Annotated in this window: 19 protein-coding genes; 9 read left to right on the plus strand and 10 right to left on the minus strand. The window is 72.6% G+C overall.

The window, feature by feature from the left end; all coding sequences use genetic code 11:
- Nucleotides 1-117 precede the first annotated feature (117 nt).
- The 3 genes from ACZ37P_RS19060 to ACZ37P_RS19070 form a co-directional block, all read right to left on the minus strand.
- Nucleotides 118-1479 carry a GH12 family glycosyl hydrolase domain-containing protein gene (locus ACZ37P_RS19060; RefSeq protein WP_467347587.1) on the minus strand — a complete coding sequence of 454 codons (1362 nt, stop codon included), beginning with the start codon at nt 1477-1479 and terminating at the stop codon, nt 118-120.
- Nucleotides 1480-1873: 394 nt separating this feature from the next.
- Nucleotides 1874-2824: a sensor histidine kinase gene (locus ACZ37P_RS19065; RefSeq protein ID WP_355350301.1), complete on the minus strand. Its 951-nt coding sequence runs from the start codon at nt 2822-2824 to the stop codon at nt 1874-1876.
- A gap of 323 nt (nt 2825-3147) precedes the next feature.
- Nucleotides 3148-3786: an alpha-ketoglutarate-dependent dioxygenase AlkB gene (locus ACZ37P_RS19070; protein WP_467347590.1), complete on the minus strand. Its 639-nt coding sequence runs from the start codon at nt 3784-3786 to the stop codon at nt 3148-3150.
- 168 nt (nt 3787-3954) lie between these two features.
- On the opposite strand from ACZ37P_RS19070, the gene ACZ37P_RS19075 reads away from it, so the two are divergent.
- A complete protein-coding gene (locus tag ACZ37P_RS19075; protein WP_467347592.1) occupies nt 3955-5508 on the plus strand; it encodes an ATP-dependent DNA ligase in 1554 nt (517 codons plus the stop codon).
- Nucleotides 5509-5681: 173 nt separating this feature from the next.
- Here ACZ37P_RS19075 and ACZ37P_RS19080 read toward each other — a convergent pair whose 3' ends face one another.
- Entirely contained in the window at nt 5682-6059 is a 378-nt protein-coding gene (locus tag ACZ37P_RS19080; protein WP_402712096.1) for a hypothetical protein, read from the minus strand.
- A gap of 126 nt (nt 6060-6185) precedes the next feature.
- Between ACZ37P_RS19080 and ACZ37P_RS19085 the strand changes: the two genes are divergently transcribed.
- Together ACZ37P_RS19085 and ACZ37P_RS19090 are read left to right on the plus strand one after the other, a co-directional pair.
- Nucleotides 6186-6620: a YchJ family protein gene (locus ACZ37P_RS19085; RefSeq protein ID WP_467347594.1), complete on the plus strand. Its 435-nt coding sequence runs from the start codon at nt 6186-6188 to the stop codon at nt 6618-6620.
- The gene (locus ACZ37P_RS19090) at nt 6581-7243 is read left to right on the plus strand and encodes a hypothetical protein (protein ID WP_467347596.1); all 663 of its coding nucleotides are present in this window, start codon (nt 6581-6583) and stop codon (nt 7241-7243) included. The genes ACZ37P_RS19085 and ACZ37P_RS19090 overlap by 40 nt, the downstream gene beginning before the upstream one ends.
- 9 nt (nt 7244-7252) lie before the next feature.
- Here ACZ37P_RS19090 and ACZ37P_RS19095 read toward each other — a convergent pair whose 3' ends face one another.
- The gene (locus ACZ37P_RS19095; protein ID WP_401722764.1) at nt 7253-8530 is read right to left on the minus strand and encodes an MFS transporter; all 1278 of its coding nucleotides are present in this window, start codon (nt 8528-8530) and stop codon (nt 7253-7255) included.
- Nucleotides 8531-8946: 416 nt separating this feature from the next.
- On the opposite strand from ACZ37P_RS19095, the gene ACZ37P_RS19100 reads away from it, so the two are divergent.
- The 3 genes from ACZ37P_RS19100 (at nt 8947) to ACZ37P_RS19110 (ending at nt 10795) form a co-directional block, all read left to right on the plus strand.
- The gene (locus tag ACZ37P_RS19100; RefSeq protein ID WP_355350281.1) at nt 8947-9117 is read left to right on the plus strand and encodes a hypothetical protein; all 171 of its coding nucleotides are present in this window, start codon (nt 8947-8949) and stop codon (nt 9115-9117) included.
- 399 nt (nt 9118-9516) lie between these two features.
- Nucleotides 9517-9765 (plus strand): DUF5133 domain-containing protein, encoded by a 249-nt coding sequence (locus ACZ37P_RS19105; RefSeq protein ID WP_355350278.1) that lies wholly within the window; start codon nt 9517-9519, stop codon nt 9763-9765.
- A 310-nt stretch (nt 9766-10075) separates the two neighbouring features.
- Nucleotides 10076-10795 carry a chaplin gene (locus ACZ37P_RS19110; RefSeq protein ID WP_391050741.1) on the plus strand — a complete coding sequence of 240 codons (720 nt, stop codon included), beginning with the start codon at nt 10076-10078 and terminating at the stop codon, nt 10793-10795.
- On the opposite strand, the gene ACZ37P_RS19115 is transcribed toward ACZ37P_RS19110, so the two are convergent.
- A complete protein-coding gene (locus tag ACZ37P_RS19115; protein ID WP_355347663.1) occupies nt 10765-11763 on the minus strand; it encodes a YihY/virulence factor BrkB family protein in 999 nt (332 codons plus the stop codon). The genes ACZ37P_RS19110 and ACZ37P_RS19115 overlap by 31 nt on opposite strands.
- Nucleotides 11764-11939: 176 nt before the next feature.
- Here ACZ37P_RS19115 and ACZ37P_RS19120 point away from each other — a divergent pair, with 176 nt between their 5' ends.
- Both ACZ37P_RS19120 and ACZ37P_RS19125 read left to right on the plus strand, forming a co-directional pair.
- Nucleotides 11940-13025: an S-(hydroxymethyl)mycothiol dehydrogenase gene (locus ACZ37P_RS19120; RefSeq protein WP_355347666.1), complete on the plus strand. Its 1086-nt coding sequence runs from the start codon at nt 11940-11942 to the stop codon at nt 13023-13025.
- An 85-nt stretch (nt 13026-13110) separates the two neighbouring features.
- On the plus strand, nt 13111-14877 hold the full coding sequence (locus tag ACZ37P_RS19125; RefSeq protein WP_391050739.1) for an ABC transporter ATP-binding protein: 1767 nt from the start codon (nt 13111-13113) through the stop codon (nt 14875-14877).
- Between the two features lie 91 nt (nt 14878-14968).
- Here the strand turns inward: ACZ37P_RS19125 and pgm are convergent, their stop codons facing one another.
- A complete protein-coding gene (gene pgm, locus ACZ37P_RS19130) occupies nt 14969-16609 on the minus strand; it encodes a phosphoglucomutase (alpha-D-glucose-1,6-bisphosphate-dependent) (protein WP_355347672.1) in 1641 nt (546 codons plus the stop codon).
- A gap of 291 nt (nt 16610-16900) precedes the next feature.
- Here pgm and ACZ37P_RS19135 point away from each other — a divergent pair, with 291 nt between their 5' ends.
- Entirely contained in the window at nt 16901-18433 is a 1533-nt protein-coding gene (locus ACZ37P_RS19135; protein ID WP_355347675.1) for an MFS transporter, read from the plus strand.
- 56 nt (nt 18434-18489) lie between these two features.
- On the opposite strand, the gene ACZ37P_RS19140 is transcribed toward ACZ37P_RS19135, so the two are convergent.
- The 3 genes from ACZ37P_RS19140 to ACZ37P_RS19150 all read right to left on the minus strand — a co-directional run bounded on the left by ACZ37P_RS19140 (nt 18490) and on the right by ACZ37P_RS19150 (nt 21306).
- A complete protein-coding gene (locus tag ACZ37P_RS19140) occupies nt 18490-18942 on the minus strand; it encodes a MarR family winged helix-turn-helix transcriptional regulator (protein ID WP_355347678.1) in 453 nt (150 codons plus the stop codon).
- A gap of 29 nt (nt 18943-18971) precedes the next feature.
- On the minus strand, nt 18972-20591 hold the full coding sequence (locus ACZ37P_RS19145; protein WP_391050750.1) for an MFS transporter: 1620 nt from the start codon (nt 20589-20591) through the stop codon (nt 18972-18974).
- Nucleotides 20592-20793: 202 nt separating this feature from the next.
- Nucleotides 20794-21306 carry a mycothiol transferase gene (locus tag ACZ37P_RS19150; RefSeq protein ID WP_355347681.1) on the minus strand — a complete coding sequence of 171 codons (513 nt, stop codon included), beginning with the start codon at nt 21304-21306 and terminating at the stop codon, nt 20794-20796.
- Between the last annotated feature and the right edge of the window lie 300 nt (nt 21307-21606).

The following is a 21606-nucleotide window of genomic DNA, read 5'->3' on the forward strand; positions in this document are numbered from 1 at the left end:
CCCAACCAACCTAGCTGGTCCCCCTCACCCCCCCCCCCCCCCCCCCCCCCCCCCCCCCCCCCCCCCCCCCCCCCCCCCCCCCCCCCCCCCCGCCGCGAAGCGCGACCGGACGGTGCGTCAGGTCGCCGTGCAGGTCAGCACGGGAACGGCGTTCCCGCCGCTGTACGTGCCCTGGAATCCGAAGTGGGTCTCGGCGGACGGCGCGAGGGCGCCGTTGTAGGCGAGACTCGCCGCGGTCACCGCCGCGCCCGACTGGGCGACGGTGGCGTTCCAGGAGTTGGTGACGCGCTGGCTGCCGGGGTAGGTCCACGACACCGTCCACGAACGCGTCGCCGACGTACCGCTGTTGGCCACCGTCACATCGGCGGTGAAGCCGCTCCCCCAGTCGTTGCTCACCGTGTAGCTGGCGGAACAGCCGCTGCCGCCACCGCCGTTGGACCCGCTGGAGGTGGTCGCGGTCACCGGCGCCGAGGCGGCGGAGGTGTTGCCCGCCGCGTCGCGCGCCTTGACGGTGTACGTGTACGCCGTCGCGGCGGTCAGCCCCGAGTCGGTGTACGACCGGCCGGCGGTCGTCCCCACCAACGCGCCGCCGCGGTAGACGTCGTACGCCGTCACCCCGACGTTGTCGGTCGCCGCCGACCAGCCCAGGGAGACCGAGGTCGCCGTGGTCCCGGTGACGCCGAGGCCGCCGGGCGCGGTCGGCGCCTGGGTGTCGGAGCCGGTGCCGCCGGAGCCCGCCGCGCTCGCACTGAAGGAGAAGCCGGTGGTGGCCAGACCCTGGCCGCCCTGCCAGACCTCGAAACCGGCCTCGGCGTCGATGAGGTAGTGCGCCGGGTCGACCGAACCGCGGCCGACCGCGTCGTCGATCAGCGCCTTGACGTCGAGGTTCGAGACCGAGGTCCCGCCGCCCTGCAACACGTAGGAGATGATCTTCCACGAGGTCTGACGGCCGGTCCACACGTCCCAGTTGTGCCCCGCGGCGGCCGACGTGCCGCTCTTCCCGCCGAACGGCTGCACCCCGCCGCGGCTGTTGAGCCAGATCATGATCTCGGTGCCGTCCGGCTGACCGGCCGTGGTCGGCGTCGAGTTGATCCACAGGTCGTACGCGACGTCGTAGGCGCCGGACGCCGGTTGCACCGTGCTCCACGAGGAGACCGCGCTGCCCAGCTTGCTGATCTGGATCGGCATACCGCTGTTCGGCGTGCAGTCGCCCCAGTGGCAGCCCTTGAAGAGCGAGGGATACGTGGCGGGCGCGCCGTTCGTCGGCAGGTTGAAGTCGGCCGTCGCCAGCGACCACGCGGTGCCGCTGGAGTACGTGACGCACTGCTGCGCGGTGGAGTTCCACTCGTTGGCCTGGAGCGTGTACTCGCCGCCGGCCACCGGGAGGGTGCCCTGCGGCGCGCAGGTCGAGACGGGGTCGGCGTGCGCGGTCGTCGCGGTGGTCAGCGGCAGCAGCAGCGCCGCGACGGCGGCGAGCACCGCGACCGCCGGGCGCAGCCGGTGGAGCCGCCGGAGCGGATGGGGCCGGTTCCGACGGAGCGGACGGGGCGGACGGGGCCGTGCGAGCGGCCCGGAGCGAGGACGGGCGGGATGACGTGTCACTGGTAAGTCCCTTCACCAGTTCGTGGGGGGATGGGTGACGGCTCGGCAGCACAGGGCACAATGGGAGCGCTCCCATGCCACCGCGTTCATGAAGCCAGGCCCCTCCCCCGGCGTCAAGGGGCTCGGCGTGGCGGAGGGTCCCCGCCGTCAAGGGGTCCGCCTGGCAGAGGGTCCCCGCCGTCCGCGTACCGCGAGACCACACCGTGCGCGCACAGCGAAAGGCCCCGCTCACGCGACGTCGGCGGGGCGGGGCGGGGCGGTTCGGGGTCGGTCAGTCCGCGGCTCCGGCCGGGACGGGAGCGCCGCCGAGGTAGCAGCGGATCGCCGTGCCGTCGGGGGCGGCGTGGACGCGGACGAGGTCCGCGATGTGATTGACCATCAGCAGACCGCGCCCGCCCGGGCGGCCGTTCGGAGGCAGGCGGCGGCCGGCCATCGGGTCGCTGAGCCTGCCGCCGTCGCGGACCTCGCAGACCACCTGGTCGTTCTCGGTCCACAGCCGGATCGTGCCGGAACCGCCGCCGTGCAGAACGCTGTTGGTGATGAGTTCGGAGACCGCGAGGGCCAGGTCGTCCAGCCGGGCGCCGGTCAGGCCGAAGCCGCCCGCCAGCCGGACGGCGAAGCGCCGCGCGTCGCGCAGGCGTTGGTCGTCGAAGGCGAAGGACGCGGCGTCCCGCGGCTCGGGCAGCGGGGTGTTGCCGGAGGCGACGGCGTGGTCCGGCGCGTAGCGGTCGCTGGGCCGCTCGCGGCCCGCCTCGATCACCACCGGATGGGTGGCGTGCGCGTCGTCCAGGACGTCGGGGGCGAGCCCGGCCGCGTCGTACGGACACAGGATCGTCACCTGCCGGCCGGCGAAGGCGGTGTTGATCAGCGCCTCGTGCTGGACGCAGGCCGGGTACTCCAGCGCGGTGCGCCCCGGCCAGATCGGCTCGCCGATGATCCGGACCGGACCCGGCGGCTGCGCGTCGCAGAAGGCGCGGAGCACGGCCGGAATGATGCGCCCGGGGTTGCGCCCGACCGTGGTCATGTCGATGAAGCGCACGGCGCCCGCGTCGGACCCGAGGGCGGTACGCAGCAGGCCGAGTCCGACGGGCGGGGCCGCGACGGCGACCGGTTCGCCCGCGGCGAGGCCGTCCCGTACGAAGGGGACGGTGCCCTCCAGATACTCGCGCGCGCCGCGGTAGAACAGAGCGGGATGGGAGAAGTTCCGGGCAGGACTGATCACGGCGCCACCGTTCGCGACATCGCACGGCAGCGTCCCGGTGGCGTTTCCCACGCCTCTCGCGTCGGCCTCGGCGCCCCCTGACGCCGGCCGACCGCGATGTCCACCCTGAATGCCCCCTTCGGACACCTGCGGTTTTTTCGGACACCCCTTGACAGCGGTTTCGGACAACAGTGCTGTCACCGCCAGTATGCTCCTCGCCCGACGATCATCAACGCCGGGAGCCGCCTGGCCGCCGTCCGCGCCCGCAGCGGGGGCCGCTCCCCCGGAGAACCGACCGGTCCCGCACCGCTCCGCGCCGGTCCCGCACCAACTCCGCACCGGTCCTACGCCACTCCGCGTGGCCGGAACTGGACGCTGATCCGCCCGCCCACCGCTCCCCGCGTCTTCGGCACCGCGTGATCCCAGGTCCGCTGACAGGAGCCGCCCATCACGATCAGGTCGCCGTGGCCCAGCGGCTGCCGGACGGTGCTCCCGGCGCCCCTGCCGCCGCGCGGCCTGAGCAGCAGCGGGCGCGGCTCCCCCAGGGACACGATGGCGACCATCGTGTCGTGGGTGCCGCCGCGCCCGAAGCGGTCGCCGTGCCAGGCCACGCTGTCCCGGCCGTCGCGGTAGAAGCACAGTCCGGCGCTGACGAAGGGCTCGCCCAGTTCGGCCGCGTAGTGCGCGCTGAGCCCCGCGCGGGCGTCGGTGAGCACGTCGGCGGGCAGCGGGTCGCCCTCGCGGTAGTGGGCGAGGAGGCGGGGTACGGCCACCACGTTGTCGTACATCCGGCGCCGCTCCTCGCGCCAGGGGACCTCCGCGGCCAGTTCCGCGTAGAGGTCGTCGGCGCCGCTCAGCCATCCGGGGAGCGTGTCGATCCAGGCGCCCTGTCCGAGGTGGGTGCGGCGGGCTCCCTCCAGGTCACCGAGGCCCGGAGCGCCGCCGCCGAAGATGGACGCCTGCTGAGGGGACGGGTGGCTCATGCCCCGAGCCTACCTCGACTGTCGCACGCCTGTTCTATTGTGTGCCGTGTGCCGAACGTGTGCCGAACGCGTGTGCCGGATGTCTGCCGGGCACACGTCGGGCATGCGTCGGGCATACGTCCGGCACACGCCGGGCGTTCCCGCCCGGTTCGCCGCAGGATGGAGAACATGCTGTTCGCCGAGGTCGCCCGTGTCTCGTACGAGGTCGCCCACACATCAGCGCGGACCCGCAAGACGGCGCTGCTGGCCGAGTTCTTCCGGGCCATGGAGCCTGAGGACGTGCCGGTCGCCATCGCGTATCTGGCCGGACGCCTGCCGCAGGGGCGGCTCGGCGTCGGCTGGGCGGCGCTGCGGGACCGCGCCGAGCCCGCCGCGGAGCCGACGCTGACCGTACGGGCGGTGGACGAGGCGCTGACGGCCGTCGGCGCGGTCGCGGGCGCCGGGTCGCAGGGCCGGCGGCGGGACCTGCTCCAGGGCCTGCTGGGCGCGGCGACCGAGCGGGAGCAGGAGTTCCTGGTCGGGCTGCTCACCGGCGAGGTCAGGCAGGGCGCGCTGGACGCCGCGGCGGCGGAGGGCCTGGCCGCCGCGACCGGCGCGCCGCCCGCCGACGTACGCCGCGCGGTGATGCTCGCGGGCGCCCTCGAACCGGTCGCGCGGGCCCTGCTGGCGCGGGGCCCCGACGCGCTCACCGAATTCGCCCTCGCGGTCGGCCGGCCGCTGCTGCCGATGCTGGCGTCCTCCGCCAAATCGGTCGCCGAGGCGGTCGCCAAGGCGGGGCCCTGCGCGATCGAGGAGAAGATCGACGGCATCCGTGTCCAGGTGCACCGCGACGGCGAGTCGGTCCGGATCTTCACCCGCACGCTGGACGACATCACCGAGCGCCTGCCGGAGGTCGTCGCGGCCGTCCGCGCGCTGGGCGCGGACCGTTTGGTCCTGGACGGCGAGGTGCTGGCGCTCGGCCCGGACGGGCGGCCCCGGCCGTTCCAGGAGACCGCGGGCCGTGTCGGCTCCCGCGTCGACGTGTCGGCGGCGGCCCGCGCCCTGCCGCTGACGGCGGTCTTCTTCGACGTGCTCGCCGTCGGCGACCGGGACGCCACCGAGGACCTGCTCGACCGCGGCTACGACGAGCGGCACGCGGTGCTGGCCGGGCTCCTCCCCGAGGAGCTGCGGGTCCGGCGGACCGTCGTGTCGGACCCGGCGGACGAGGCGGAGCTGCGGGCCGCCGAGGACTTCTGGCGGGCCACGCTGGACCGCGGGCACGAGGGCGTGATGGTCAAGGCCGCCGACAGCGGCTACACGGCCGGTCGGCGCGGCGCGTCCTGGATCAAGGTCAAGCCGGTGCACACCCTCGACCTGGTGGTGCTGGCCGTCGAGTGGGGCCACGGCCGCCGCACGGGAAAGCTCTCCAACCTCCATCTTGGCGCGCGCGACGGCGACGGCTTCGCCATGCTCGGCAAGACCTTCAAGGGCCTGACGGACGCGCTGCTCGACTGGCAGACCGAGCGGCTGCTCGCCCTGGCGGTCGGCCCCACCGACGGATACGTGGTCACCGTGCGCCCCGAACTGGTCGTCGAGATCGCCTACGACGGCCTCCAGACCTCGACCCGCTACCCGGCGGGCGTCACCCTGCGCTTCGCCCGCGTCGTGCGCTACCGCGAGGACAAGACGGCGGCCGAGGCCGACACGCTGGAGGCGGTACGGGCGGCACACGGCGGGACGTGACGCGGACGGACGGCGTACGGCCGGACATGCCACGGACGGACGGCGTACGGCCGGACCTGGCGCGGACCGCCGGCGTACGGCCGGACCTGCCGCCGACCGCCGGGCGGCGCGCCCTCCCGGTCAGGCGGCGCCCCGTCCCGGGCAGTCGGTCACGCGGTCAGGCGGTCACGCGGTCACGCGGCGCCGTGGTTCTCCAGCCGGAAGCGCGCCTCCTGCTCCTGGTCGCCCGCCGCGGTGCCGACCACCCGGACGGTGAACGCCTCGGCCAGGCTCTCCCGCAGCCGGTCCACCGCGCGGTAGCCGCCCTGGGCCGTGACCGTCAGCGGCTCGCCGAGCCGCGCGGGTCCCGGCACCCCGAGGGTGCGGGACACGTCGAAGGTGGCACTCCAGACCATCGGCCGCCCGTCCGCGGAGTCCTGCGGGATGTCGTCGGGCTCGCGGTCCGAGGCGAAGCTGGTGTTCAGAGCGTCGAGAACGGTCTGCGCGTCCTCCTTCGCGCAACCGTCGAAGGTGACCGCTACCTGGGCTGACTCGTCTTGCGCCGTACTCACGGGGATTCCTTTCGGAGGAGGATGGTGGCGCGCGCACCCGATTTGCGCCACGGTCAGCACTTTTCCGCTGCGGGGCGGGCAAAACCCACGACTCCCGCGAATGGCGGCGTCCGCCACAATCAGAGGATGCCCCGACGTCAGAACCGCCGCCCGGCGGCCACCCGGCTCTCCCCTACGGCTCCCTGCCCGTGCGGACGGCCCGCCGCGTACGACGACTGCTGCGGCGCCCTCCACCAGGGACGGTCCGCCGCCACGACCGCGGAGCAGCTCATGCGGTCGCGGTACGCCGCCTTCGCCGTACGCGACGCCGCCTATCTGCTGCGTACGTGGCACTCCGGCACCCGGCCGCCGGGCCTGCGCTTCGACGGGGACGTGCGGTGGACCGGCCTCGACATCCTCGGTTCGACCGGCGGCACCGCCTTCCACACCGAGGGCACCGTCGAATTCCGCGCCCGCTTCCTGGCCGACGGCCAACCGGGTGACCAGTACGAGAACAGCCGCTTCGGCCGCGAGGACGGTGCGTGGATGTACGTCGACGCGCTGCCCGAGCGCAGCGGATGACGGCCCTCGACCCGGCCGTACGCGCGGCCCTGGCGCGCGACCTGCTGGACGCGCTGGCCGCGTACTGCCCCGGCTCCCGGACCCGGCTGCGCGGCTCGCTGGCCGCGGGCACCGCCGACGCCTACAGCGACATCGACCTCGAATGGACCGTGCCGGGCGACCGCTTCGCCCACTGCGTCGACACCGCCGCCGAGGCGTTGGGGCGCGTCCGGCCGCTGGCCTCGCTCCGCGTCGACCCGGAGTCGGCCGCCGCCATGGGCGAGCGGCTGCTCTTCGCCGCCTTCCGCGGTCTTCCGCTCTTCTGGCGCCTGGACCTGTCCGTCCGCGCGGAGCCGGCCGGGTCGGCCACCGTGCCCGCGGCGCCCGCCACCGCCTGGTCCCCGGCCGCCAGCGCCCTGGCCAACGCCGTGGCCACCGTCAAGATGCTGCGCCGCGGCCGTCCCGATGCCGCCCGCGGCCTGCTCACCCGCGGCCTCGCGCGCGTCGGCGCGCCCGACCACCTCACCGACGGCGCCCTCGCCGACATCCTGCGGCTGACGGCCGCCGCCGTCGCGTACGACCCGTCGCAGGCCGGTCTGGCCGCCGCCGTGTCGGCGCTCGTCGAGGAGCGGCCGCGCCCCTGAAGGCGGCTCCTAGGCCACCGGGCGGCGGGCGTCGTAGGCGACGAAGCCGCGCTGGAAGAGGCCGATCAGCGCGATGGCCGAGATGCACGCCAGGCCGCCGCCGACGACGGCGACGGTGGGCGTGAACAGGTCGGAGACGGAACCCGCGAGGAAGTCGCCGAGGCGGGGGCCGCCGACCACCACGACGAGGAAGACGCCCTGGAGGCGCCCGCGCATGTCGTCGGGGGCGGCGGATTGCAGCATGGTGTTGCGGAAGACCATCGAGACGGTGTCGGCGCAGCCCGCGAAGGCCAGGAAGAGCAGGCCCAGCCAGAGGTTGCGGGTGAGGCCGAAGACGGCGACGGCCGCGCCCCAGGAGCCGACGGCGAGCAGCACGGCGAAGCCCTGGCGGTGGACCCGGCCGAGCCAGCCGGAGAAGACGCTGCCGAGGAGCGCGCCGACGGCGGGGGCCGCGGCGAGCAGGCCGACGGTGCGGGTGTCGCCGCCGAACCAGAGCCCGGCGACGGCGGGGAACAGCACGCGGGGCTGGGCGAGCACCATGGCGGCGAGGTCGGAGACGAAGGTGGTGCGCAGATTGGGCCGGGCGGCGAGGTAGCGCAGGCCCTCGATGACCGACGGGCGGCGGCGGGCCGCGCCGTCCCCTTCGCCGGGGAGCATCGCGGGCAGCCGCCACATCGCGTAGAGGGAGGCGCTGAAGGCGGCGACGTCGACGGTGTACGCGGCCTGGTAGCCCCAGGCGCCGACGAGGACGGCGCCGAGCATGGGTCCCGCCATCTGGCCGACCCCGCCCGCGAGCGAGGCCAGCGCGTTGGCGGCGGGCAGCCGCTCGGGCGGCAGCAGGCGCGGGATCATCGAGGAGCGGGCGGGCGAGTTCATCGCGAAGCAGACCGCCTGGAGCGCGACGACGGCGTAGAGCAGTGCCACGGACCTGAGATGGCCGAAAGCCGCCGCGGCCAGCACTCCGGAGCAGACGGTGGAGCCGGCGGCCGTGATCAGGCCGAGCTTGCGCCGGTCGACCGCGTCGGCGACGGCGCCGCCGTACAGGCCGAAGACGATCAGCGGGACGAGCGAGAAGAGGCCGACCAGGCCGACGTAGAAGCTGGAGCCGGTGATCGCGTAGACCTGGAGCGAGACGGCCATCGCGGTCATCTGCTGGCCGATGTACGACACGGTGTTGCCGAACCACAGGCGGCGGAAGTCCGGGTGCTCGCGCAGCGGGCTCACATCGGCCAGCAGTCGGCGGCGGGGCTTGGCCGGCGGCGCGGATATCTCCGGCTTTCCGGATATTTCAGGCGCGCGTGACCCGGATGGCGCAGGCCCCTCGTCTCGGTCCTCTTCGCTGTTGAGCACGAGGAACCGTAGCAACCATGCGCCGCACGGCAGCGGCCAGGGCCGGTTTCGCACGCGCGCACGGCACTTCGCCACTGTGCGTAGCGCGCCGGAAACCGGCTGGTGACGGAGGACGGGCAGGCTTACGCTGTGCGGGACGAACCGGTCTCAGGGGATGTACCGAACCCCGGGGCCCGTCCCGGAACGAGTCGCCCACCTCGGCCGCGCTCCGGTCCTCCCCTTCGCCCCCGGGCGTGGGGGGCCCAAGGCGCCACCGCGTCCGTACCGCCCGAAGAGCCATCCCACCGGGCGCCGGGCGCGGTCGGACGGCCGCGTCGGGTGTCGCCGGTCCACGCGACGCAAAGGAGTGCGCGGTGTCACCTGATCAACTGAAGCGCAATGAGTCGGCCGAACGAGGCGGCGACGGTGCCTCGCTCCTGGCCGAGGAACGCCCCCTGGACACCTGGTCCCGGTGCGCGCCGATCCGCCTCGCCGGTTACGAGGACGATCTGACGGAGACCCACATCCTGCGCGGCATCGACTAGAAGGCCGCCCGGACGACACCGCGTCCGACAAGCAGTCAGCTGTCGACCTGTCGCCGCGTCATGTCGTGGCGACAGGTCGACTCGTCGGTACGTCGGTACGTCGACACCCGGTGTTCGACAACCGGCCGCCCCGGCGCCCGCGCGAGCGGCATTCCCTCGGCACGGCGGCGAAGACGAGTCGAACATCACGTTCACCGGCCCCCGTTGTGGACATGAGTGTCATGTACCGTGAAGGGACTACTACTTCGCACCCCTCGACCCCTATCCGGGGCCTGCGCAAAGACGCGACGAAGAAGAGGGTGCGGCCCGGCAGGCAATTTTTTTTCGCCGCTCTCACGCATGGAACAGCGTGGGCCGGGCAGGCGCGTCCCGACTTCGCCGACATCGAGGAGTACGACGATGCTGATGGCCCACCCGACCGTCCTTCGGAACCTGGTGGAACGCTACGAGACGCTGACCGCTGAGGTCGAGACGGCGAAGTCCGTCGACCCGCGCGTGCGGCAGCAGCTCCAGGACACGGCGTACACGCTGTGCGTGTCGACCGGCACCCGGGAGATCGCCCCGGCGCTGGCCGCCGCCCGCGTGCACATGGAGCGCCACCTGTTCATGGACGAGGACGACGAGACCGAGGACGCTTCGGCGGCCTGAAGCCGGACCCCACGACAGACGTCACAGCGGCGGCGAGACCTCACGGTGTCGCCGCCGCTGTCGTGTCGGGACAATCCGTTACCACGTTCCATCGGCCGCTCATGGGTAATTCATAGGAATAGCGGAACCGATAGCCGGAATACCGGGAAAAGTGCTGGCCGCACGTCCTGTCGGCCCGTCAGGGACGGGGCCGCGACACGGTCACTCGTTGGGGTGATTTATCCGTCGGCCATGACCTGATTGGCCCTGAGCGCGTTGTCTCCGGTGCGGGCATGCGGCCCGTGAGGATTTCCGGAAGGCAGGAAAGCGTATGAACAGGGTTGCCCAGAAGGGACTCGTCACCGCCATGGTCGCCGGCGGTCTGTTGGCGGGCGCCGGGTATGCCCAGGCCGATTCGGCCGCCCAGGGTGACACCACCGGATCGCCCGGTGTCCTGTCGGGCAATTCGGTGGAAGTGCCCGTCTCCATTCCGGTGAATGTATGCGGAAATACGATCAATGTGATCGGTTTGCTGAATCCGGTGACGGGCAACGCCTGCGCCAACACCTCCGCTCCGGCTGCCACGCACTCCTCCCCCGGTGCCAGGCCGGGTCGGCACGCGGGCGCACCGGCCGATGAGCGCGCCGTCCCCGCCGGGACGAACTCGGGCTCGGGCGGCGGCGCACACGCGGCGGGCGGCACCCGTAACTCGCCCGGCCTGCTGTCGGGCAACAGCATCCGGCTGCCGATCGACGTGCCCGTCAACATCACCGGCAACAGCGTCAATGTCGTCGGGATCGGCAACCCCTCCACCGGCAACACCTCGACGAACGGCTCGACCCCGCCGGTCGTCAAGCCCACTCCGGTGCCGACCACCCCGCCCGCCCCGGCCCACACTCCGGTGCCCGCGCCGCCGAACGTCGAGGACCCCGCGGCCCCGACGCTGGCGCACACCGGTGCGGACGGCCTGCCGTACACGGCCGGTGGCAGCGCCGCCCTGCTGCTCGGCGGCGTCGTGCTCTACCGCCGTTTCCGGCCCGGCCGCGGCTGAACCGGCAGCGGTGCGACGTCCGGGGCCGCTTCCGGCGTCTTCGACGCCGCCGGGGCCTCCGGCGGCGGCGCGGCCTTGCCGTCCAGTGCCCGCTGGGCGTTGAAGTGGGCGCCGACCAGCAGGGCCAGGTTGGAGAACCACAGCCACACCAGGAAGACCACGGTGCCGGCCAGCGGGCCGTAGAGCCGGTTGTACGTGCCCGCGCGGGCGGTGTACGCGGCGAATCCGACCGAGGTCAGCAGCCACAGCAGGACGGCGAGGGCGCCGCCTGGGGCCATCGCGCGCAGGCCGCGGGTGCCGCGGGGACCTGAGCGGAAGAGCACCAGGACCAGCGCGGCGGCCAGCACCAGCAGCAAGGGCCAGCGCAACACCCGCCAGGCGGTGATCACGGGGGTGTTCATGTGCGGCAGCTCCCCTATCCGGTGGGCGACCTCGCCGCTGACCACCAGGCTGCTGGCGCTGCACACCAGCAGGACGAGCAGCGCCACCGAGGTGATCACGATGCGCGGGGCGGTGCGCCAGGCGGGGCGGTGGTCGGTCACCCGGTACATCGAGTGCAGGGCGCGCCGGAAGACGCTGGAGTAGCTGCACGCCGACCAGACGGCGCCCGCGCTGCCGATGATCACCAGGGAGAGGGTCGCGGACCGGTCGTCGGCCATGTCCTGGAGCGCGGAGGCGACGATCGGCCGGGACGCGGTCGGGAGCAGGGAGGTGACCTCGGAGGCCAGCTGGTTCTCCGAGGCACCGCCCGCCAGGCCCAGCACCGACACGGTGACCAGCAGCGCGGGGAAGAGCGCGAGCACCGCGTAGTACGTGAGGGCCGCCGCCCGCTCCGTGGCGTCCTCCTCCCATGCCGCCCCTATGGCGCGGCCGAGGGCCCGGATGGCGCGGAAGGTCGCGACGGTCTTCGGCAGCCGTCTTCTGTCAGCCGGCCGCGTGCCGCGGACCGCGCTGTCCTCAGTGGTCAAAAGTGCCCCTCACAGCGTCGAGCGATAGGCGACCTGTGGCCCGCAGTGACGTATGCCCGGTGCCGGTCCACCCATGTGCGCCTTTCCGGGTACTGCCCGCCGCGGGGTCGCGGCACCTATCGTCGGCAGCGAACAGTGGCCGAACGCTGGGCACACGACGAAGGGAAGGACCGGACATGGCACAGGAAGTCCGCGCAGTGATCGCACCGGGCAAGGGCGAGCCGGTACGGGTGGACACGGTGGTGGTGCCGGATCCGGGGCCGGGCGAGGCGGTGGTGCGGATCCAGGCGTGCGGGGTCTGCCACACCGATCTGCACTACCGGGAGGGCGCGATCAACGACGACTTCCCGTTCCTGCTCGGGCACGAGGCCGCCGGCGTGGTCGAGACCGTCGGCGACGGCGTCACCGAGGTCGCGCCGGGCGATTTCGTGATCCTCAACTGGCGGGCCGTGTGCGGCCGGTGCCGCGCGTGTCTGCGCGGGCGCCCCTGGTACTGCTTCGACACCCACAACGCGAAGCAGAAGATGACACTCAAGGACGGCACGGAGCTGTCGCCCGCGCTGGGCATCGGCGCCTTCGCGGAGAAGACGCTGGTCGCGGCCGGGCAGTGCACGAAGGTCGACCCGGCGGTGTCGGCGTCGGTGGCCGGGCTGCTCGGCTGCGGGGTGATGGCCGGGATCGGCGCGGCGCTCAACACCGGGAACGTGGGCCGCGGCGACTCGGTCGCGGTCATCGGCTGCGGCGGCGTCGGCGACGCGGCCGTGGTGGGATCGCGGCTGGCCGGTGCGGCCAGGATCATCGCCGTCGACATCGACGACCGCAAGCTCGCCACGGCGTCCGCGATGGGCGCCACGCACACCGTCAACTCCCGTGACCGTGACGCCGTGGAGGCGATCCGCGAGCTGACCGGCGGGAACGGCGCCGACGTCGTGATCGACGCGGTCGGCCGCCCGGAGACGTACAAGCAGGCGTTCTACGCGCGCGATCTGGCCGGGACGGTGGTCCTGGTGGGGGTGCCGAGTCCGGAGATGACGCTGGAGCTGCCGCTGTTGGACGTGTTCGGCCGCGGCGGCGCGCTGAAGTCGTCGTGGTACGGCGACTGCCTGCCGTCGCGGGACTTCCCGATGCTGATCGACCTGCATCTCCAGGGGCGCCTGGACCTGGGCGCGTTCGTCACGGAGACCATCGCGCTGGACGAGGTGGAGGCGGCGTTCGCGCGGATGTCCGAGGGCGACGTATTGCGTTCGGTCGTGGTGCTGTAGCGGCTCTAAGGTGAAGGCGGGCGCATGCGCGATGAGGCGCATGCGCGCACCTGTACTGCGAAGACGTCATTTCGAGGAGCCTTCAATGGCGCTGCCGCAAGGCACGCTCAGCCACCGCTACCGCGGCGAACACCCCGTCCGTACCCTCCTCTACCTCTTCGAACCCGACCGTCGCCGGGTCGGGTTCGCCGTACTCGCCTTTTTCGCCAAGCACACCCCCGTCTGGCTGCTGCCGCTCATCACGGCCAACGTGGTCGACGTCGTCGTGCAGCACCGGCCGATATCGGTGCTGTGGTGGAACTCGGCCGTCCTGCTGGTGATCCTCAGCCTCAACCTCCCGCTGCACCTGGCGTACGTGCGCTGCATGCAGGGCTCGATCCGCAGGACCGGCACCCGGCTGCGCACCGCGATCTGCCAGCGGATGCAGCAGCTCTCCATCGGCTACCACTCCCGTGTCAGCGCCGGCGTGCTCCAGGCCAAGGTGATCAGGGACGTCGAGACCATCGAGACGGCGGCGCAGCAGACCGCCGACAACGGTCTGGCCGCGATCGCCACCCTGAGCGGCGGCCTGGTGGTGATCGGCATCCAGGCGCCCGCCTTCCTGCCGGTCTATCTGATCGTGGTGCCCGCCTCCGCGATGCTGGTAGTACGGCTCCGCCGCCGGTTGCGGCACGACAACGAGTCCTTCCGCCAGCAGGTGGAGCAACTGTCCTCGCGGGTCAGCGAGATGACGACCCTGATCCCCATCACCCGTGCGCACGGCCTGGAGAACACCGCACTGCACCGGGTGGACCGCACGCTGGGCGAGGTGCTGCACGCGGGGCTGCGGCTCGACCGGCTCAACGGCTGGTTCGGCTCGCTGGCCTGGATCCTGCTCAACGCGATCGGTGTGGCCTGCCTGGCGGGCTCGGCGCTGGTCGCCTACTACGGCTGGCTGAACGTTTCGGCGGGCACCGTGGTGATGCTCAGCGCGTACTTCTCCAGCCTCACCGGGTCGGTGACCACGCTGCTGACGCTGACCCCGCAGATCGGCAAGGGCCTGGAGTCGGTCCGCTCGATCGGCGAGGTGCTCCAGGCGCCCGACCTGGAGCAGAACGACGGCAAGGCCGAAGTGAAGGGCGTGGTGGGGCACTTCGAGTTCCGCGGGGTCGGCCACACCTATCCCGAGAGCGACCGGCCCTCGCTGGTCGACTTCGATCTGGACGTGCGGCCGGGCGAGACGGTCGCCCTGGTGGGCGGTTCCGGCGCGGGCAAGTCGACCGTGCTCAATCTGGTGATCGGCTTCCTGCGGCCGACGCATGGGCGGATTCTGCTCGACGGCGTCGACATGGAGGATCTGGACCTGCGCGACTACCGGACCTGGCTGTCGGTGGTGCCGCAGGACTCGATCCTGTTCGAGGGCACCGTCCGCGACAACGTCACCTACGGCATGACCGATGTGCCGGAGGAGAGGGTCAGGGCGGCGCTGCGGGACGCCAACGCGCTGGAGTTCATCGACCGGATGACCCACGGTCTCGACACCGTCGTCGGTGAGCGGGGCGCCCGGCTCTCCGGCGGGCAGAAGCAGCGGCTGGCCATCGCCCGCGCGCTGATCCGCGACCCGCGCGTGCTGGTCCTGGACGAGGCGACGTCCGCGCTCGACTCCCGCTCGGAGGCGCTGGTCCAGCAGGCGCTGACCCGGCTGGTGCGCGGCCGTACGGTCTTCGTGGTGGCCCACCGGCTGTCCACGATCCGCAACGCCGACCGTATCGTCGTCCTGGACGAGGGCCGTATCGCGGAAGTCGGACCGCACGCCGAGCTGGTGCGCGGCGGCGGCGCGTACGCCGGTCTCCAGGCCGCCCAACTGGCCTGAGCCGCCCGCGCGTCGAAGGGCCTGTCGTCCCTCACCCGACGGAGCGGAGCACGCGCTCCGGTGTCGCTCCGTCGGGTGGAGGGCGCGGCCGTCAGCCGTTCAGGGCACGGGCGACGATGGCCTGTGCCTCCTCCTGGACGGTGGCGAGGTGGTCGTCGCCGAGGAAGGACTCGGCGTAGACCTTGTAGACGTCCTCCGTCCCCGAGGGCCGCGCGGCGAACCAGGCGTTGTCGGTGCTGACCTTGATGCCGCCCAGGGCCGCGTTGTTGCCGGGGGCGTGGGTGAGCACGGAGGTGACGGGGTCTCCGGCGAGTTCGGCGGCGGGCACCTGCTTGGGCGAGAGCTCGGCGAGTACGGCCTTCTCCTCGCGGGTCGCGGGCGCGTCGATCCGCGCGTAGGAGGGGGCGCCGAAGCGCTCCGTGAGGTCCGCGTAGTGCTCGGACGGGGTGCGGCCGGTGACGGCGGTGATCTCGGCGGCCAGCAGTGCCAGCAGGATGCCGTCCTTGTCGGTGGTCCACACCGAGCCGTCGCGCCGCAGGAAGGACGCGCCCGCCGACTCCTCGCCGCCGAAGGCCAGGGTGCCGCCGAGCAGCCCGTCCACGAACCACTTGAAGCCGACCGGGACTTCGGTCAGCGGACGGCCGAGGTCGGCCACCACCTTGTCGATCATCGAGGACGACACAAGCGTCTTGCCGATCGCCAGGTCGGGCCGCCACTGCTCGCGGTGCCGCGACAGGTAGGAGATGGCGACGGCCAGGTAGTGGTTGGGGTTCATCAGGCCGCCGTCGGGCGTGACGATGCCGTGCCGGTCGGCGTCCGCGTCGTTGCCGGTGGCGATGCGGTACTCGTCCTTGCGGGCGATCAGCGACGCCATCGCGTACGGCGACGAGCAGTCCATCCGGATCTTGCCGTCCCAGTCGAGCGTCATGAAGCGCCAGGTGGGGTCGGCGACCGGGTTCACCACGGTCAGGTCGAGGCCGTGCCATTCGGCGATCCGGCCCCAGTACTGGACCGACGCGCCGCCCAGCGGGTCCGCGCCGATCGTGACGCCCTCGCGCCGTACGGTCTCCAGGTCGAGCACCGACGGCAGGTCGTCCACGTAGCGGCCGAGGAAGTCGTAGCGCCCGGTGGTGTCGGCGGCGAGCGCCCGGGTGTACGGGACGCGGCGCACGCCCTTGAGGCCGTCGGCGATCAGCTCGTTGGCCCGGTCCTGGATCCAGCCGGTGGCGTCGGAGGCGGCGGGGCCGCCGCTCGGCGGGTTGTACTTGAAGCCGCCGTCCGCGGGCGGGTTGTGCGAGGGGGTGACGACCACGCCGTCGGCGAGGTGGGTGGTACGGCCCCTGTTGTACGACAGGATCGCGTGCGAGACGGCCGGGGTGGGCGTCCAGCCGTCGCTCTCGTCGATCAGCACCGAGACCTCGTTGGCGGCGAAGACCTCGAGCGCGGTGACCCGCGCGGGCTCGGACAGCGCGTGCGTGTCGGCGCCGAGGAAGAGCGGTCCCGTGGTGCCCTGCGCGGTGCGGTAGTCGCAGATCGCCTGGCTGGTGGCGGCGATGTGGTCCTCGTTGAACGCGGTGTTCAGCGACGAGCCGCGGTGCCCCGAGGTGCCGAACGCCACCCGCTGGCCGGTCTCGCCGGGGTCCGGGTGCAGCGCGTAGTAGGCCGTGATCAGGCGGGGTACGTCCACCAGGTCGTCCGGCCGTGCCGGTGTTCCGGCGCGCTCGTGCGGCATCCGCGTCTCCTTCGCTGCGTCATCGGTCGGGCCTGCCCTGACCATTCTTACCCCCGATGCGCGCCGGTGATCAGCGGGCGCGGTCGCGGTCGCGTGGCGGGCACGGTCGGGGATGTGCGGCGGGCACGGTCGGGGATGTGCGGCGGGCACGGTCGGGGATGTGCGGCGGGCACGGTCGGGGATGTGCGGCGGGCGTGGTCGCGGGTGCGCGGCGGGCACGGTTTTCACGGTTGCCGCGGCGCGGGGCCGCGACACTCACGCCTCGGCTCCCGGCGCTCTATGGTGACGGTCATGAGTAATCCGGAGCCGCCCGCCGAGGGTGTGCGGCTCTCCTCGGCGACCGGGCGCTGGGTGCTGGCCTGCTCGGTGCTCGGCTCGGGCATGGCGATGCTGGACGGCACCATCGTCAACATCGCGCTCCCCCGGATCGGGGAGGGCCTCGGCGCGACCCTGGCGGCGCTCCAGTGGACCGTCAACGGCTATCTGCTGACGCTCGCCGGGCTGATCCTGCTCGGCGGCGGCCTCGGTGACCGGTACGGGCGCAGGAAGGTCTTCGTCATCGGCGTCGTCTGGTTCGCGCTGGCGTCCGCGCTGTGCGGCGCGGCGCCCGACAGCGGCGTGCTGATCGCGGCGCGGGCGCTCCAGGGCGTGGGCGGGGCGCTGCTGACGCCCGGTTCGCTCGCCCTGGTGCAGTCCACGTACCGCCCGCAGGACCGCGCGAAGGCGGTCGGCGCCTGGTCGGGCCTCGGTGGCGTGGCGGGCGCGATCGGCCCGTTCCTCGGCGGCTATCTGGTGGACGGTCCCGGCTGGCGGTGGATCTTCCTGATCAATCTGCCGCTGGCGGCGGTCGTGGTGGCCATCGCCGTCCGGCACGTGCCGGAGAGCCGCGACCGTACGGCGAGCGGGAGCTTCGACATCCTGGGCGCGGTACTGGCCGCGCTCTGCCTCGCGGGCGTCACCTACGCGCTGATCAGCGCGTCCGGTCACCCCTCCCCCGTCGCGGTCGCCGTGCCCGCGGCGGCGGGTCTGGCGTGCGGCTGGGCCTTCCTGCGCACCGAGCGGCGCCGCCCGTCCCCGATGCTGCCGCTGTCGGTCTTCGCCTCGAAGCTGTTCACCTCGATGAATCTGGTGACGCTCTGTCTGTACGCGGCCATCGGCGGGGTGTTCTTCGTGCTGCCGGTGCAGCTCCAGATCGCCGCCGGGTACAGCGCGCTGCGCGCCGGTCTCGCGACGCTGCCGGTGACCGTCCTGATGCTGCTGCTGTCCGCGCCCGCGGGCGCGCTCGCCCAGCGGATCGGGCCGCGCTGGCCGCTGACGGTCGGTCCGCTGGTCACCGCGTGCGGCCTGCTGCTGCTCACCCGCGTGTCGCCGGACACCTCCTCGTACGTCGTCGACGTGCTGCCCGCCGTCGTCGTCCAGGGGCTCGGCATGTGCCTGTTCGTGGCGCCGCTCACCGCGACCGTGCTGGCCTCGGTGGAGGTCGACCACGCGGGGGTGGCCAGCGGGGTGAACAACGCGGCGGCCCGCGTGGCGCAACTGCTGATCGTCGCGGCCCTCCCCCTGGCCGTCGGCCTGTCCGACCACGCCTACCGGTCGCCGCACGCGGTGAACTCGGCGTTCGGGAAGGCGATGCTGATCTGTGCGGGCCTGTGCGCCGTCGCCGCGGTGCTGGCCGCGGTGCTGGTGCCGTCGGGTGCGCTGCGCGAGGACGGGGCGAAGGGGCCGCTCGCGCAGCCGGAGTGCGCGCCGCACTGCGGTGTGCTGGCGCCCCCGGTCGAGCCGGGCCGGCCCGAGCGGCCCGGACAGCCGGAACAGCCCGCCTGAGAGGCGGGGGCAACCGAGGGGGCAGTCCGTAAGGGCCGGAGGCCAGTCCGCCGGGGTCAGTCCGGCGGGGTCCGTTCGGTGAGGAGCAGTTCCAGGACGGGGAGCGCCGCGTCCAGCGTCGCGCGCTGCTCGTCGGTGAGCCACGCCATCCTCCGGGCGAGCAGTGCCGCCCGCTCGCGGCGGATGCGCTCCAGCAGGGCGCGCCCTTCCGGGGTGATGCTGACGAGCCAGGAGCGGCCGTCGGAGGGGTCGGCCTCCTTGCCGATCAGCCCGGCCTCCGACAGCGGCCTGACCGTACGGGTCAGGGAGGGGGCGGCGACCTGTTCGCGGGCGGCGAGTTCACCGAGCCGGATGGGGCCGAACTGCCCGATCCTGGCCAGCGCGGAGAGCTGCGCGTACGTCAGGTTGAGGTCGTCGGCGGACGCCTGGGCGAGCTGGCGGTAGAGCCGGGCCACGATCAGCGCGACCGCGGCCGGAGTGGCGCCCCCGCGCCCGTCGGTGTGGTCCATGGCGGGGGGCGCCTCCTCGGTCGGTTCGGTTACTCCTGCGGGGCGTGGGCCGCGCGGACGGCGCGGCTGCGGATCAGTGACGCGCCCGCCGCGACCAAGGACATCACGATGGCCAGGGCGAACACCACCACGAGGCCGTCGTGGAACGGCCCGGAAATCAGGTGCGGGAAGAATTCACGGCCGGTGAGCGTGTGCTGGTTGGCCGCCGGGAGCTTGCCGAGCAGGTCGGGGCCGAGCAGGTGCTGGATCGGGTTGTAGCCGAGGAAGGCCGCGAAGAGCGTGCCGACCGGCGGCAGATTGGCGATCTCGTGCGCGTTCGCCCCCGGCACGCCCTGGGCGACCAGGCCGCTGCTGAGAGTGCCGGGCAGCGAGCGGGCGAGTCCGGCGACCATGAGCGAGAAGAACACGCCGATGGAGAGCACCATGCCCGCGTTCTGGAAGGTGGCGCGCATGCCGGAGGCGGCGCCGCGGGCCTCGGCGGGCACGCTCGCCATGATGATCGAGGTGTTCGGCGCCGCGAACAGACCGCCGCCGACCCCGTTGAGGAAGATCAGGAACGCGAAGGCCAGATAGTTGAAGTCGGTGGGGAGCAGCAGCAGTCCCGCGAAGGACGCGGCCATCACGACGAATCCGGCGGCGGCGAAGAGCCTGGCGCCGTACCGGTCGGAGAAGTAGCCCGCGATGGGCCCGGAGACCAGGAAGCCGACGGTGAGCGGCAGCAGGAAGATACCGGCCCACAGCGGGGTGTCGACGTAGTCGTAGCCGTGCAGGGGCAGCCAGATGCCCTGGAGCCAGATGATCAGCATGAACTGGAGGCCGCCGCGGGCGATGGAGCCGAGCAGGGTGGCCGCGTTGCCGCCCGCGAAGGCCACGTTGCGGAACAGGCCGAGCGGGAACATCGGCTCGCGCACCTTGGCCTCGACGAGGCAGAAGACGGCGAGCATCGCGACGCCGCCGATCAGGCCCGCGAGCACCCAGGGATTGGTCCAGCCCATGGTGTGGCCGCCGTAGGGCTGGATGCCGTAGGTGATGCCCGCGAGCAGCGCGGTCAGGCCGACGGCGAAGGTGACGTTGCCCCACCAGTCGACTCTGGCCTTGCGGCGGATGCCGGTCTCGTGGAGCGAGCGGTAGGCCCAGACGGTGCCGATCAGGCCGATCGGGACGTTGACCCAGAAGATCGAGCGCCAGTCCCACTCGGAGAGCAGGCCGCCGAGGACCAGGCCGATGAAGGATCCGGCGATGCCCGCGACCATGTTCACGCCGAGCGCCATGCCGCGCTGGCGGGCCGGGAAGGCGTCGGTGATGATCGCGGCCGAGTTGGCCATCAGCATCGAGCCGCCGACGGCCTGGGCGACGCGCCAGCCGATCAGCCAGAGCGCGCCGCCGCCGCCCTGCATCGGGTCCAGGGAGAGGATCACCGAGGTGACGGTGAAGATCAGGAAGCCGGAGTTGTAGATCTTGACCCGGCCGAGGATGTCCCCCAGCCGGCCGAGGGTGACCACGAGGACCGCCGTGACCAGCATGTATCCCATCAGCATCCAGAGCAGATAGCTGACGTTGCCGGGCTGGAGGGGGTCGAGGTGGATACCGGTGAAGATCGCGGGGAGCGAGATCAGCACGATCGAGGAGTTGATCGTGGCGATCAGCATGCCGAGCGTGGTGTTCGACAGTGCCACCCATTTGTAGCGCGGATGGTCGGCCGCTATGCGCGGTGGCCTCCGTTGTATTCGTGCCGCTGGCTCTTCGGCCGTCTTCTCGCTCGCCAACCCTCACACCCCACAGGTCGCGCAGGTACTTAACTTAGGTTAAGTAACTCTAACACCGAAGGGTGAACGGCCGACGCCGACGCCGTCACCGCCTGCGCATCAGCAGCCCCCGCAGATACGCCGCCTGCCCGGCGTGCTGGAGATCGTCGGAGACGACGCTGATCAGGCGTACACCCAGGGTCACCGGCGGATTCCAGCGCTTGTCCACGACGCGGTCGAGGTCGTCGTCGGTCAGCTCCCGCACATGGCGGACGGTGTTCTCGTATACGGCGTCGTGGTAGCCGGTGAGCAGGTCGGCGGAGCTCACCCGGACGGCGGCGACGTCGTCCGGACCGTCGCCGTAGCCGATCGCCCCGGCGGGGAAGGGCAGGTCGAAGCGGGCGTCCCAGCCCTGCGCGGTCCAGGCCTGCTCGGTGCCCGCGACCTCGGCGACATGGTCGTCCTGGACGCGTGTCAGGTGCCAGATCAGCCAGCCGACGCTATTTGCGCCCTCGTCCACGCGGAAGGCCAGCTCTTCGGGGGTGAGGCCGTCCACGGCGTCGTGGACCACTTCCTGGATCCGGCCGAAGGCGTCGGCCAGCAGTTCCGTGCTGTTCATCGGGGCTCCTCGTGAAGGATCGACAGCGGGCCACCGATGACAAGCGGCGGCGCCCCCTACTCCTTCCCGCCCCGCGCACATACTCCGCGATATCTCCGCACCGCAGATTTTTTACGTATCCACGTCGATTGTTTGCGACGAGCCCGTAAGATCATTGCGGTACAGCGCACCGGGGGGGGGGGGGGGGGGGGGGGGGGGGGGGTAGGAGGGGGGGGAGGGAGGGGGGGGGGTGGCGGCTCAACGGCCGCAAGAAGTGGATCACCGGTGGCCAACGGGCGGACCTGTTCCTGGTGTTCGCCC

This window comes from Streptomyces sp. NPDC024632 (assembly GCF_055559175.1).